The organism is Humibacillus sp. DSM 29435 (assembly GCF_001758225.1).
Classification (GTDB): Bacteria; Actinomycetota; Actinomycetes; order Actinomycetales; family Dermatophilaceae; genus DSM-29435.
Genome location: NZ_MAST01000052.1, coordinates 155,530 through 168,549, shown reverse-complemented (window position 1 = coordinate 168,549; position 13,020 = coordinate 155,530). Strand labels below are relative to the sequence as shown.

Annotated in this window: 12 protein-coding genes; 3 read left to right on the top strand and 9 right to left on the bottom strand. The window is 68.3% G+C overall.

Going from position 1 to position 13,020, the window contains the following annotated elements; genetic code table 11:
- Window positions 1-10 precede the first annotated feature (10 nt).
- The 3 genes from BA895_RS20970 to murA form a co-directional block, all read right to left on the bottom strand.
- The gene (locus BA895_RS20970; protein WP_070193829.1) at window positions 11-2,029 is read right to left on the bottom strand and encodes a protein meaA; all 2,019 of its coding nucleotides are present in this window, start codon (window positions 2,027-2,029) and stop codon (window positions 11-13) included.
- 97 nt (window positions 2,030-2,126) lie between these two features.
- The gene (locus BA895_RS20965) at window positions 2,127-2,495 is read right to left on the bottom strand and encodes an STAS domain-containing protein (protein WP_083283616.1); all 369 of its coding nucleotides are present in this window, start codon (window positions 2,493-2,495) and stop codon (window positions 2,127-2,129) included.
- A gap of 200 nt (window positions 2,496-2,695) precedes the next feature.
- On the bottom strand, window positions 2,696-3,979 hold the full coding sequence (murA, locus tag BA895_RS20960; RefSeq protein ID WP_070193828.1) for a UDP-N-acetylglucosamine 1-carboxyvinyltransferase: 1,284 nt from the start codon (window positions 3,977-3,979) through the stop codon (window positions 2,696-2,698).
- Between the two features lie 125 nt (window positions 3,980-4,104).
- Between murA and BA895_RS20955 the strand changes: the two genes are divergently transcribed.
- From BA895_RS20955 to BA895_RS20945, 3 genes are all read left to right on the top strand, one after another.
- Window positions 4,105-4,737, top strand: a complete 633-nt coding sequence (locus BA895_RS20955; RefSeq protein WP_070193827.1) for a cob(I)yrinic acid a,c-diamide adenosyltransferase — start codon at window positions 4,105-4,107, stop codon at window positions 4,735-4,737.
- A 264-nt stretch (window positions 4,738-5,001) separates the two neighbouring features.
- Window positions 5,002-5,985 (top strand): hypothetical protein, encoded by a 984-nt coding sequence (locus BA895_RS20950; RefSeq protein ID WP_070193826.1) that lies wholly within the window; start codon window positions 5,002-5,004, stop codon window positions 5,983-5,985.
- On the top strand, window positions 5,927-6,247 hold the full coding sequence (locus BA895_RS20945) for a hypothetical protein (RefSeq protein WP_070193825.1): 321 nt from the start codon (window positions 5,927-5,929) through the stop codon (window positions 6,245-6,247). Before BA895_RS20950 ends, BA895_RS20945 begins: the two co-directional genes overlap by 59 nt.
- Here BA895_RS20945 and BA895_RS20940 read toward each other — a convergent pair.
- From BA895_RS20940 to atpA, 6 genes are all read right to left on the bottom strand, one after another.
- The gene (locus tag BA895_RS20940; protein ID WP_070193824.1) at window positions 6,226-6,663 is read right to left on the bottom strand and encodes a DUF2550 domain-containing protein; all 438 of its coding nucleotides are present in this window, start codon (window positions 6,661-6,663) and stop codon (window positions 6,226-6,228) included. The genes BA895_RS20945 and BA895_RS20940 overlap by 22 nt on opposite strands.
- Window positions 6,664-6,673: 10 nt before the next feature.
- A complete protein-coding gene (locus BA895_RS20935; RefSeq protein ID WP_070193823.1) occupies window positions 6,674-6,955 on the bottom strand; it encodes a F0F1 ATP synthase subunit epsilon in 282 nt (93 codons plus the stop codon).
- Window positions 6,956-7,125: 170 nt separating this feature from the next.
- Complete coding sequence (locus tag BA895_RS20930) at window positions 7,126-8,523, bottom strand: NAD(P)/FAD-dependent oxidoreductase (RefSeq protein ID WP_070193822.1); 1,398 nt, start codon at window positions 8,521-8,523, stop codon at window positions 7,126-7,128.
- Window positions 8,524-8,776: 253 nt separating this feature from the next.
- Window positions 8,777-10,234 (bottom strand): F0F1 ATP synthase subunit beta, encoded by a 1,458-nt coding sequence (gene atpD / locus BA895_RS20925; protein WP_070193821.1) that lies wholly within the window; start codon window positions 10,232-10,234, stop codon window positions 8,777-8,779.
- Between the two features lie 30 nt (window positions 10,235-10,264).
- Complete coding sequence (locus BA895_RS20920; protein ID WP_070193820.1) at window positions 10,265-11,200, bottom strand: F0F1 ATP synthase subunit gamma; 936 nt, start codon at window positions 11,198-11,200, stop codon at window positions 10,265-10,267.
- Window positions 11,201-11,366: 166 nt separating this feature from the next.
- Window positions 11,367-12,998 carry a F0F1 ATP synthase subunit alpha gene (gene atpA / locus BA895_RS20915; RefSeq protein ID WP_070193819.1) on the bottom strand — a complete coding sequence of 544 codons (1,632 nt, stop codon included), beginning with the start codon at window positions 12,996-12,998 and terminating at the stop codon, window positions 11,367-11,369.
- Between the last annotated feature and the right edge of the window lie 22 nt (window positions 12,999-13,020).

Here is a 13,020-nt window from a genome sequence, read left to right as displayed (position 1 = left end):
CCCCTACCCGTCAGTCGTTCCCGACCTCGAGCGGGTCAAGCCCACGGGAGGCCCGGACGACCTCCACCAGCTGCCCCATGATCTCGGTGAGGCCGAAGTGCTTGGGCGTGAACACCATCGCGACCCCGGCAGCGCGGAGGGCAGCGGCATCCGGCTCGGGAATGATGCCGCCCACGACCACGGGCACGTCGGCCGCACCGGCCTCGGCCAGCCCACGCAGCACCGCCGGCACCAGCTCTAGATGCGACCCGGAGAGGATCGAGAGCCCCACGAGATGCACGTCCTCGGCAACGGCGGCCGCCACGATCTGCTCGGGCGTGAGCCGGATGCCCTGGTAGATGACCTCGAAGCCGGCGTCGCGCGCCCGCACGGCCACCTGCTCCGCCCCGTTGCTATGGCCGTCGAGACCGGGTTTGCCCACCAGCAGGCGAAGACGCTCACCGAGCTCGTGCTCGGTCCGTCGCACCGCGTCGCGCACCCGGGCCAGTGCGTCACCGGGCTCGGAGGGCCCGAGCCCGACCGAGCCCGACACCCCCGTCGGGGCACGGTACTCACCGAACTGGTCCCGCAACGTGGCCGTCCACTCGCCGGTGGTGACCTCCGCTCGCGCGCACTCGATCGAGGCGGCCATCAGGTTCGCCCCGGATGCCGCGTCGGCGGCCAGTTGCTGCAGAGCGGCGGCGGCTCGGGCGGACTTCGCGGGGTCGGCGTCGCGAGCGTTGCGCCAGCACTGCACGGCCCGCACCGCTGCGCCCTCGGCGTCGACCTCGACGCTCTGGGTCACCGACGCGAGGTCGGCCGTCAGCGGACTGGGCTCGGTGCTCTCGAACCGGTTGAGGCCGACGATGACGTCATCACCGGACTCGATGCGGCGCCGTCGCTGCGCGTGCGAGGAGACCAGCGCCGACTTCATGTAGCCCGACTCGACCGCGGCCACGGCGCCGCCGAGCTGCTCGACCCGGGCCATCTCGGCCCGGGCGCCGGCGACCAGCTCGGCCACCTTGGCTTCCACCACGACCGAGCCGTCGAACAGGTCGTCGTACTCGAGGAGGTCGGACTCGTAGGCGAGCACCTGCTGGATCCGCAGGCTCCACTGCTGGTCCCACGGCCGCGGCAGCCCCAGGGCCTCGTTCCATGCCGGCAGCTGCACGGCTCTGGCCCGAGCGTCCTTGGACAGGGTGACCGCCAGCATCTCGAGCACGATCCGCTGCACGTTGTTCTCGGGTTGCGCCTCGGTGAGGCCGAGGCTGTTGACCTGTACCCCGTACCGGAACCGTCTCGACTTCGCGTCGGTGACCCCGTAACGCTGCACGGTCAGCTCGTCCCAGAGCACGACGAACGCCCGCATCTTGCACATCTCCTCGACGAACCGCACCCCCGCGTTGACGAAGAACGAGATCCGGGCGACCACCTCGCCGAACTCCTCGGGTGGCACCTGCCCCGAGTCGCGTACGGCATCCAGCACCGCGATCGCCGTCGACAGCGAGAAGGCGAGCTCCTGCACGGGCGTCGCCCCGGCCTCCTGGAGGTGGTAGCTGCAGATGTTGATCGGGTTCCAGCTCGGGATCTCGCGCACGGTGTGGGCCACCAGGTCGGTGATCAGTCGCATTGAGGGAGTGGGCGCGAAGACGTACGTGCCGCGCGAGAGGTACTCCTTGATGATGTCGTTCTGCGTCGTGCCGGAGAGTCGGCGGACCGCCTCGACCGGGTCCCTGCCGGCCTGCACCGCCTGGCGCTCGGCCGTGACCTGGTAGAGCGCGAGCAGCCACATGGCGGTCGCGTTGATCGTCATCGAGGTGTTCATCTCGGCCAGCGGGATGCCGTCGAAGAGCGCCATCATGTCGCCGATGTGGCTGACCGGCACCCCCACCTTGCCGACCTCACCCCGAGCCAGCGGATGATCGGGGTCATAGCCCGTCTGGGTGGGCAGGTCGAAGGCGACCGACAGACCCGTCTGGCCCTTGTCGAGGTTGCGGCGGTACAGCGCGTTGCTCGCCGCAGCACTGGAATGGCCGGCGTAGGTGCGCATCACCCAAGGACGGTCGCGTGGACGATCCGTACGCTGCGTGGGTTCGACCTCGGGCATGCCCTGACGGTAGCGGCGCCAGGGCGAGGGTGGCAGTGGCTCAGGCGGTGAGAGGCGCCACAGTCGAGCCGCTGGCACGACGAGCGAGGATGCGGTCGAGCCGGCATCCTCGCAAAAGTCGCGACGTGCGGTCGCTGGGGTCGACGAGCAGCAGCCGACGGTCTGCTCTGGTGGCCCGACGGTGCAGGTGCACCAGCACCCCGAGACCGGTGGCGTCGCCGATCTCGGCCTCACGCAGGTGCAGGCGCAGGTCGCCTGTTCCCTGGTTGATGACCGCGTGGATGGCATCGCGGATGTCAGGAACGGTGTGGACGTCGAGGCGCCCGTCGATGTAGATGTCGTGGCCGTCGGGCCCGCTGGTGATGTGAATGGCACCCGGGCGTTGGGAGGACTGAACGTTCAGCGTCATCGTGACCCCTCTTAATGCTGCTGTTGTCACACATGATGACCCGCCAGCAGAGGAAAGTGGTGCTCATCGGAGTCAAGAAAGGGTCAAGAAAATACCACCGGTGAAGTTCACTTCTCAACCAGGGTGGCCTTGACTCACGCATCGGGATGCCACCGCCTGGCCGATTCAGCGTGTTCCCAATAACAGCAAGGGTTTTCGGGTCAGTCGAACCAGTCGTCGTCGGGCTCGCGCTGCACGTCGGCACCGAGCGCGCACAGAGCCTGCTCGAAGCGGGGGTACCCACGGTCGATGTGGTGCACCCCGCTCACCAGCGTCTCACCCTCGGCCACCAGCCCGGCCAGCACCAGCGCCGCCCCGGAACGGATGTCGCTCGACTCGACCGGCGCCCCGGAGAGCAACGGCACGCCATGGGTCATCACATGGTGCCCGTCGATCTGGGCGTCGGCGCCGAGCCGCGCAAGCTCCTGCACCGTGCGGAACCTGGCCTCGAAGAGGTTCTCGGTCACCATCGCGCTGCCCTGCGCCACCGCGTTGTACGTCAGGGCGAAGGGCTGCAGGTCGGTCGGGAACCCGGGGTAGGGCAGGGTCGCCACGTCGAAGGCTCGAGGCCGGTGCGGTCCCGCCGAGACCCGGAAGCCGCGCTCGGTCGGTTCGACCCGGCATCCGGCGGCCCGCAGTGCGGCGAGCGGGGCGCCCAGGTGCTCGGCCACCCCGCCCACCACCTCGATCGAACCGCGCGTGGTGGCCGCCACGAAGGCCCACGTGCCTGCCGCGATGCGGTCAGGGACCACCCGGTGGGTCGTCGGCGTGAGGGCGTCGACGCCGTCGACGACGAGGCGCGACGTGCCGGCGCCCTGGACGCGCGCCCCCATCTCGACGAGCATCTCGGCGATGTCGACGATCTCAGGCTCGCGCGCCACGTTCTCGATCGTCGTGCGCCCAGATGCGAGCACCGAGGCCGTGAGCACGTTCTCGGTCGCTCCGACGCTCGGGAAGTCGAGACGGATGTCGGCTCCCGAGAGCCCCTGCGGCGCCTTGGCCACCAGGTATCCGTGCGTCACGTGCACCGTGGCCCCCAGTGCCTCCAGGCCCGCGGCGTGCAGGTCGAGGCCGCGGGAGCCGATGGCGTCCCCTCCGGGCACGGCCACGTCGGCCTCTCCGACCCGGGCCACGAGGGGCCCCAGCACGGAGATCGAGGCACGCAGCGCCCGCACGAGCTCGTAGTCGGCCCGGTGGCCCAGCGTCTGCGGCACGTCGAGACGAACCACACCGTGCACGGGGTCGTGCTCGACCGCGACACCCAGGCGTCGCAGCAGCTCGGCCATGATCACCACGTCGGCGATCTCGGGCACGTTCGTCAGCGTGGTCACCCCGGGGGCCAGCAGAGCCACGGCCATCAGCTTCAGGGCGCTGTTCTTGGCACCGACGACGCGGGCCTCACCCGTCAGGCGGCCGCCCCCGACGACCCTGAAGCGCTCTCTCACCCTGAGACCCTATCCGGCGCCCAACCGAGCCGGGCACCGCCAGAACGCCGTACCTGTGGGCCTGTCGGTCGGCAGAGCGGACGGGTCGGTCACGGGGCGGTGGCGGTGGGTGAGAGCATGGCGCCATGGTCAACCTGACGAAGATCTACACCCGGACCGGCGACGACGGGACCACCAGCCTGGGTGACTTCTCGCGCACCAGCAAGAACGACCCGAGGCTGCACGCCTACGCCGACACCAACGAGGCCAACGCTGCCATCGGCGTCGCGATCGCCTGCGGCGAGCTGCCCGACGAGCTTCGCGCGACCCTGTTGCGCGTTCAGAACGAGCTCTTCGACGTCGGGGCCGACCTCTGCACGCCCCTGCGCCAGAGCTACCAGTACCCGCCCCTGCGGGTCGAGCAGCCCTGGATCGACGACCTTGAGACCGACTGCGACCACTACCTCACCCGGGTCGAGAAGCTGAGGTCGTTCATTCTTCCCGGCGGCACGCCCGGGTCGGCCTACCTGCACGTGGCCACCACCGTGGTCCGGCGCTCCGAGCGCGCCGCCTGGGCCGCCATCCAGACCTACGGCACCGAACCTGGCGACGACGCCGAGATCGGTGGGGTCAACCCGCTCACCGCGACCTACCTCAACCGCCTCTCCGACCTGCTGTTCATCCTCGCCCGTGTGGCCAACCTCTCGATCGGTGGCGACGTGCTGTGGCAGCCGGGCGGAGGACGGGTGGCCCAGCCGGAGCGGCATCCGAAACCCTGACCCCTCTCGACGCCACGTCCCGCGCGTCCAGCACTTTTTGCGCGACGCGCGGCGCGACGCGCCAAAAGTGTCAGATTCACGACACCACCTGCGCGACGCGCGGCGCGACGCGCCAAAAGAGTCGGATTCACGACACCACCTGCGCGACGTGCCGCCCGGGTGTCGGCTGACTCGCTTATCCACACCTGTCTACATCACTGGGCCCTGTCCCCAGCTACGCCCCGGCCCGTTCCTACGGCACCTCTCCCTCGAGACGATGCGCTCATGGAGATGTCATCGCGAAGTCGTGCGCTGGTCGAGGCGCAGCAAGGGATCCTCACCCGTCAGCAGTTGCTCGACGCCGGCGTGACCAAAGCGGAGCTGCGGTCACGGCTAGGAGCGAGCTGGCGAGTGCTGCTGCCCGGCGTCGTGATGCTCGACCGGGGGTTGCCGAACACCGAGCAACGACTCTTGGCCGCCCTGTTGTTCGGTGGCCCGAGCTCGTGGCTGGCGGGCCCGACTGCAGCAGCCCTCCACGGGCTCACATCGTGTTGCGTCGCCAATCCGATCCACGTGCGGGTTCCGGTTCCGCGGCGCAGCCGCTCCAGTGGATGGGTCTCCGTCAAGAACACCACGCTGGTCGACGAACGTCTGGTCGACCGTGGCCTGCTCCGCATCTCATGCGTGGCTCGCGCGGTGGTCGATGCGGCAGCGGCTGCTCCCACGGAGGATGACGCCCGGTCGATCATGATCGAGGCGGCGCAGCAGCGAATCGCACGGGTCGAGGACCTCAAGCACTGGGTCCACATCCGTGGAACCCAGAACGGCGCCCGGCTGCGACGAGCGCTCGCCGAGGCAGCGTCGGGGGCCTGGTCGCTTCCGGAGGCAGACCTGCTGCACCTGCTGAGCAGTTCGAGGGTGCTGCCCCCGATCATGGGCAACCCCGAGCTGAAGGATGCCGCCGGAAGCAGGCTGACGACGCCTGACGCCTGGATTGACGACGTGGCCATGGCAGTTATGGTGCACAGTCGACGTTTCCATGGTGGAGAGCTCGACTGGGAGAACACTGTCGAGACCGACACCGACCTGGCTGCCTGCAGGGTGGTCGTGGTGGGGGTTACGCCGAGGTCCATCTCACGGGAGCCGGCTCGGGTGCTGGCCAGGGTCGAGCACGCCTACCTCACGGCGCGCAGTTCGGGATGCCGCGCGAATGTCACAGCAACGCCGCGAGCTGGGCTCTGGGTTCCTCACGCCGCCGCCGGAGGCTGAGCTCGTTCGACGCCAGAACCTGTGGCGGTCGTCCGGCCTGAAACGAGCGCCCATCGACACCAACCGCGCGACGCGCAAGCAGGGTCGCGATACCGACACCAACCGCGCGACGCGCGGCGCGACGCGCAAGCAGGGTCGCGATATCGACACCAACCGCGCGACGCGCGGCGCGACGCGCAAGCAGGGTCGCGATACCGACACCAACCGCGCGACGCGCAAGCAGGGTCGGAGGGGGGCGGGTCAGGCGACGTTGACGTTGTAGCCCGGAGGCGACGCTTCCTGCCACGACCGCAGAGCGGTGTAGTCAGGGCTCTGGAGGGCCAGCTCGAAGTCGTTCGTGCCGTCGCTGGCCGAGACGCCGCTGGCCCCGGGCAGCACCGCGATGGCGTCGTCGTCGGCCAGCGGCTGCGGAACGTTCAACATCAGCGACTGGCGGTCCCACCGGTGACGCGGGCGCAGCGACACGCCCCCGAGGGAGTACCACTCGAGGGCGTTCTCGCCGAACCGGATGTGACCGAGGCGCCAGCGCCGACCCCGAGCGTCACGCAGTCCGCAGAGGGTCAAGGGCAGTCCGCGGGCGATGTAGCGCCGCCGTAGGAACGTGGTGGCCAGCACGACGGCGATCACCAGGAGCAGCGTTCCGACCACGATCTCGGTAGAGAACAGCGCGGTCGGCACGGGCGGGTCCTCAGCGGCCGGACGTGTGCATCGACGAGGCGTCGACGTGTTCGGCGACGATGGTGACCACGTCGGAGTCGACGGAGAGGAACCCTCCGTCGACCGTGACCGTCTGGCGCTGACCGTCGACCGACTCGATCGTCACCTCGCCCTCGACGAGGATGCCCAGCAACGGCGAGTGCCCGGGCATGATGCCGAGCTCACCAGCGATCGACCGGGCGCGAACGAACTTGGCTTCGCCTTCCCAGACCTTGCGGTCGGCGGCGACCATCTCAACCTTGAGCGAACTCACGTGTTCCTCCGGATCGTGGGGTGGTGGTCCTGAGTTTAGTGCCTCCAGCGGCATGCTCAGGACGGCCGGCGAGCGGCCCTGAGGCAGACCTTCACGGTTCGCGCATTACCCCTCGAATCCTCCTTCACGACAAGAGGAGTCGTCATGCCGCCCGGAGCCGCTGCCTGCGATCAGTTGCGCTGGTGAGCCGTGACGAGCTCGGGCTGGCGGTCGGCCGCGATACCCGGGAGCTCGGGGTTGAACTCGTCACCGAGGTCTTCGATGGCAGTACGGGCGAACACCTGCTGCTCCGTGACCACCCGTTCAGCTCTACCTCGGCCGAGGAAGCTGATGGCCCAGTGCAGCAACGTCGTGATCCGGTGCTTGAACCCGATGATGTAGACGAGGTGAACCGCGAGCCACATCACCCAGGCGAGGAAGCCGCTGAACTGCGCCTTGCCCACCGATGCCACAGCCGAGAAACGAGAGATGGTGGCCATCGAGCCCTTGTCGAAGTACTCGAAGGCGCCCTTCGGCTCGCGCCCGGTCAGCCGTCGGATGATCTGCTCGGCCGCGTAACGACCGCCCTGGATCGCCACCTGCGCGACGCCGGGCAGCTGTTTCAACGCCATCATGTCGCCCACCACGAACACCTCCGGATGGCCAGGGAGGGTCAGGTCGTCGTTCACCTCGACCCGTCCGGCGCGGTCGAGCCCGGCTCCGGACTGCTCGGCCAGCATCCGGCCGAGCGGCGAGGCGCTCACACCGGCAGCCCACACCTTGCACACCGACTCGATGCGTTCCTGGCTGCCGTCGTGGTGCTGCACGTCGATGCCGGTCGCGTCGACCCCGACCACCTTGGCCCCGAGACGCACCTCCACGCCCATCTTCTCGAGCCGGTTCTGCGCCCGCTCCCCCAGCTTCTCACCGAACGAGCCGAGCACCGCCGGCGCGAAGTCGAGCAGGATCACTCGGGCGTTCTTGGGGTCGATGCGCCGGAAGTCGCGCCTGAGGGTGCGGTGCGCGAGCTCGGCGATCTGGCCCGCCATCTCGACTCCGGTGGGCCCGGCGCCGACGACGACGAACGTCATGAGTCGTTCGATCTCGTCGGGGTTCGTGGCGAGCTCGGCCAGCTCGAAGGAGCCGAAGATTCGCCCACGCAGCTCGAGCGCGTCGTCGATCGACTTCATCCCGGGTGCGTGTCGGGCGAACTCGTCGTTGCCGAAGTACGACTGGCCCGCCCCGGCAGACACGATCAGCGAGTCGTAGCGGGTGACGCTCTCGCCGCCCACGCTGCGGTGGGTTACGGTCTTGCCCGCCAGGTCGATGGCGGTCACGTCGCCCAACAGCACGGTGGCGTTGCGCTGGGCGTGCAGCACCTCACGGGTAGCGGGAGCGATCTCGCCCTCGGACAGGATGCCGGTCGCCAGCTGGTAGAGCAGCGGCTGGAACAGGTGGTGGGTGGTCTTCGCGATGAGGGTGACGTCGACGTCCGCCCGCTTCAGCTTCTGGGTGCTGAAGAGCCCGCCGAACCCCGATCCGATGACCACGACCTGGTGGCGGTCGGAACTGTTGCTGGGGATGGTCACGATGATTTCTCTCCTTGGGGTCGAGCGACCCGACTCGGGCTGATCTGGATGTTTCCTGTGCCTCGTACAACACCGCATCCGCTCAGGTAATGCCCCGTCGCGACGGTCGTCACACAGAGCGGACCCCGGTGCCGGGCCACCCCTGCCGGGCCATCGGCCCGCAACGACGAACGGCGCCGGTGCCCCTCGGGGGCACCGGCGCCGGCTTCATGCACGACCTCCCTGGTGGGCCAGGGAGGTCAGTCACACGTGGTCAGAGGTTCTTCTGGATGTCGGCCCACTGGCGCTCGACGTCGTCGAGCCCACCGCACATGTAGAAGGCCTGCTCGGCGACGTGGTCGTACTCACCGTCGGCGATCTTCGTGAAGCCCTCGATCGAGTCGGCCAGTGACACGGTCGACCCCTCGAGACCGGTGAACTGCTTCGCGACGTAGGTGTTCTGCGACAGGAAGCGCTGGATGCGCCGGGCGCGGTTGACGAGGATCTTGTCCTCTTCGGACAGCTCGTCGATGCCGAGGATCGCGATGATGTCCTGCAGCTCCTTGTTGCGCTGCAGGATCGACTTGATGCGCACCGCGGTGTTGTAGTGGTCGGCCGCGATGTAGCGCGGGTCGAGGATGCGCGAGGTCGAGCTGAGCGGGTCGACGGCCGGGTAGATCCCCATCGAGGCGATGTCACGCGAGAGCTCGGTGGTCGCGTCGAGGTGGGCGAAGGTCGTGGCCGGCGCCGGGTCGGTGTAGTCGTCGGCCGGCACGTAGATCGCCTGCATCGAGGTGATCGAGTGACCACGCGTGGAGGTGATCCGCTCCTGGAGCGTGCCCATCTCGTCAGCGAGGGTGGGCTGGTAGCCCACCGCGGACGGCATGCGGCCGAGCAGGGTGGAGACCTCCGAACCGGCCTGCGTGAAGCGGAAGATGTTGTCGATGAACAACAACACGTCCTGCCCCTGCACGTCACGGAAGTACTCGGCCATCGTCAGGGCCGACAGCGCGACGCGAAGACGCGTGCCCGGCGGCTCGTCCATCTGGCCGAAGACGAGGGCGGTCTGACCGAGAACCCCGGCCTCCTCCATCTCGACCATGAGGTCGTTGCCCTCACGGGTGCGTTCACCCACACCGGCGAACACCGACACACCACCGTGGTCGCGGGCCACGCGGGCGATCATCTCCTGGATGAGCACGGTCTTGCCCACACCGGCGCCACCGAACAGGCCGATCTTGCCGCCCTGCACGTAGGGGGTCATCAGGTCGATGACCTTGATGCCCGTCTCGAACATCGTGGTCTTGCTCTCGAGCTGGTCGAAGGCCGGCGCCTTGCGGTGGATGCCCCACCGCTCCTTGACCTCGAAGGTCTCGCCCTCGGCCAGGTTCATGACGACACCGGTGGCGTTGAAGACCTTGCCGAGGGTCACATCCCCCACGGGCACGGTGATCGGGCCGCCGGTGTCCTGAACGGCAGAGCCGCGCACCAGACCGTCGGTCGGCTGGAGCGAGATGGCCCTCACCATGTTGTCGCCGATGTGCTGGGCGACCTCGAGGTTGATGTTCTTCGTCTCGCCGAGAAGGGTGACCTCGGTGGTGAGCAGGTTGTACTGCTGGGGCATCGCGTCGCCGGGGAACTCGACGTCGACGACCGGGCCGATGATGCGCGAGATGCGCCCGACGCCGCCCTGTTCGGACGACACCGCGTTGTCGCTGAGCGTTGCGGTCATGGTGTGTTCACGCTTCCTTACCTGTGGGCGTTACTTCTTGGCGTCGGCGAGGGCGTCTGCGCCGCCCACGATTTCACTGATCTCTTGGGTGATGCCGGCCTGACGGGCCTGGTTGGCGAGACGCTCGTAGCGCTTGATGAGGTCTCCCGCGTTGTCGGTAGCCGACTTCATCGCCCGCTGCCGGGCAGCCAGCTCGGATGCCGATGAGCTGAGCAGGGCGGTGTAGATGCGGTTGCGGACGTACTTCGGCAGCAGCTGGTCGAGCACCTCGGCCGCACCGGGCTCGAAGTCGTACTCGGGCGGAATCTCGCCCTTCTCGTACTGGTTCACGCTGAGGTCGAGCCCCTCCTCGCCCTCGTCGCTCGCGTCGACGACCTCGAGGGGCAGCAGGCGCAGCACGTGGGGGTCTTGACGGACCATCGAGCGGAACCGGGTGAAGACGACATGGATCTCGTCGTGACCGCCCTCGTCCCAGTCCTTGAGGAAGTCGGCGGTGATGCGGTCGGCGATCTCCTTGGCGTTCTCGAAGGTCGGGGCGTCGGAGAAGCCGGTCCACTCCTGCGCATACTCGCGCTTGCGGAACTTGAAGTAGGCGACCGCCTTGCGACCCACGAGGTAGGGCACCACCTCCATGCCCTCACCCTGCAGGTGGTTCATCAGCTCGACGGCCCGCTTGATGGCCGAGACGGAGTAGGCACCGGCGAGTCCGCGGTCGGCCGCGATGATCACGACGCCGGCTCGCTTGGCGTCAGAGCTCGAGGTGGTGAGCGGGTGGTCCTCGTTGGTGTTGCTCGCCACCGCACTCACCGCACGGGTCAGGGCGGTCGTGTAGGGCATGGCCTCAGTGGCCCGCTGGCGCGCCTTGACGACACGGGCGGCCGCGATCAGCTCCATCGCGTTGGTGATCTTCTTGATGGAGCTGACGGACTTGATGCGCTGGCGGTAGATCCGCATCTGCGCTCCCATGTGCTCCGCCTCTCTGTGTCTGAGTGTCTGGGTCGTGCCGTTGTTCGGGGATGCTGTTCGAGATGTCGTTCGTTCGAGCTGGTCTGCTGGCGGTCGGGGTCAACCTCAGCCCTGCCGGATGCCGCTGGGCGGGTTCGCGCTCAGCCCAGCGGCATCCGGGCGGGAGCTACTTGTTCTTGACGATCTTCGCCTGGTTGATGGCGTCGTCGTCGAGCTCTTCGACCCCTTCGGTGCCGGCCTGCAGGCCGTCACGCCCGGTGCCACGGAAGTACTCCTTGACGTCGGCGATGACCTTGTCGAGCGCGTTGATCGTGTCGTCGTCGAGCTTCTTCGTCTCACGGATCGTCGCCAGGATGCTGCCGTCACGCCGAAGCGTGTCGAGCAGCTCCGACTCGAAGGTGCGCACGTCTTCGACAGCGACCTCATCGAGCTTGCCGGCGGTGCCGGCCCAGATCGAGACGACCTGCTCCTCGACCGGGTAGGGGTTGCTCTGCGGCTGCTTGAGCAGCTCGACCAGACGCGCGCCACGGGCGAGCTGGGCCCGGGAGGCCGGGTCGAGGTCGGAGGCGAACATGGCGAACGCCTCCATGGCGCGGAACTGGGCCAGGTCGAGACGCAGCTGGCCGGCCACCGACTTCATGGCCTTGATCTGGGCCGCGCCGCCGACACGGGAGACCGACACACCCACGTCGATCGCGGGCCGGACGTTGGCGTTGAACAGGTCGGCCTGCAGGTAGATCTGACCGTCGGTGATCGAGATGACGTTGGTCGGGATGTACGCCGAGACGTCACCGGCCTTGGTCTCGATGACGGGCAGGCCGGTCATCGAGCCGTGACCGAGGTCGTCAGACAGCTTGGCGCAGCGCTCGAGAAGGCGGCTGTGCAGGTAGAACACGTCACCGGGGTAGGCCTCGCGGCCCGGCGGGCGACGCAGCAGCAGCGACACAGCGCGATAGGCCTCGGCCTGCTTGCTCAGGTCGTCGAACACGATGAGCACGTGCTTGCCCTGGTACATCCAGTGCTGGCCGATGGCCGAGCCGGTGTAGGGGGCGAGGTACTTGAAGCCGGCGGAGTCAGAGGCCGGGGCGGCGACGATCGTCGTGTACTCGAGCGCGCCCGACTCCTCCAGCGTGCCGCGCACCGACGCGATGGTCGAGCCCTTCTGGCCGATGGCGACGTAGATGCAGCGCACCTGCTGGTCCTCGTCGCCCGACTCCCAGTTGCGCTTCTGGTTGATGATCGTGTCGATCGCGACCGTGGTCTTGCCGGTCTGACGGTCACCGATGATGAGCTGACGCTGACCGCGCCCGATCGGGGTCATGGCGTCGACGGCCTTGATTCCGGTCTGGAGCGGCTCGTGCACCGACTTGCGCTGCATGACGTTCGGGGCCTGCAGCTCGAGCGCACGTCGCTCGGTGGTCTTGATCTCGCCGAGTCCGTCGATCGGGTTGCCGAGCGGGTCGACCACTCGGCCGAGGAACGCGTCGCCGACGGGCACCGAGAGCACCTCGCCGGTGCGCTTGACCGGCTGGCCCTCCTCGATACCGGAGAAGTCGCCGAGCACGACGACGCCGATGTCGTGCACGTCGAGGTTGAGCGCGAGTCCCAGCGTGCCGTCCTCGAACTGCAGCAGCTCGTTGGTCATGGCCGAAGGAAGGCCCTCGACGTGAGCGATGCCGTCACCGGCGTCGATGACGTGGCCGACCTCTTCGCGCGAGGCCGCACCGGGCTCGTAGGACTGGACGAACGAGTCCAGGGCGTCGCGGATCTCCTCCGGACGGATCGAAAGCTCCGTCATGTCAGATCTTCTCCTCGGTATG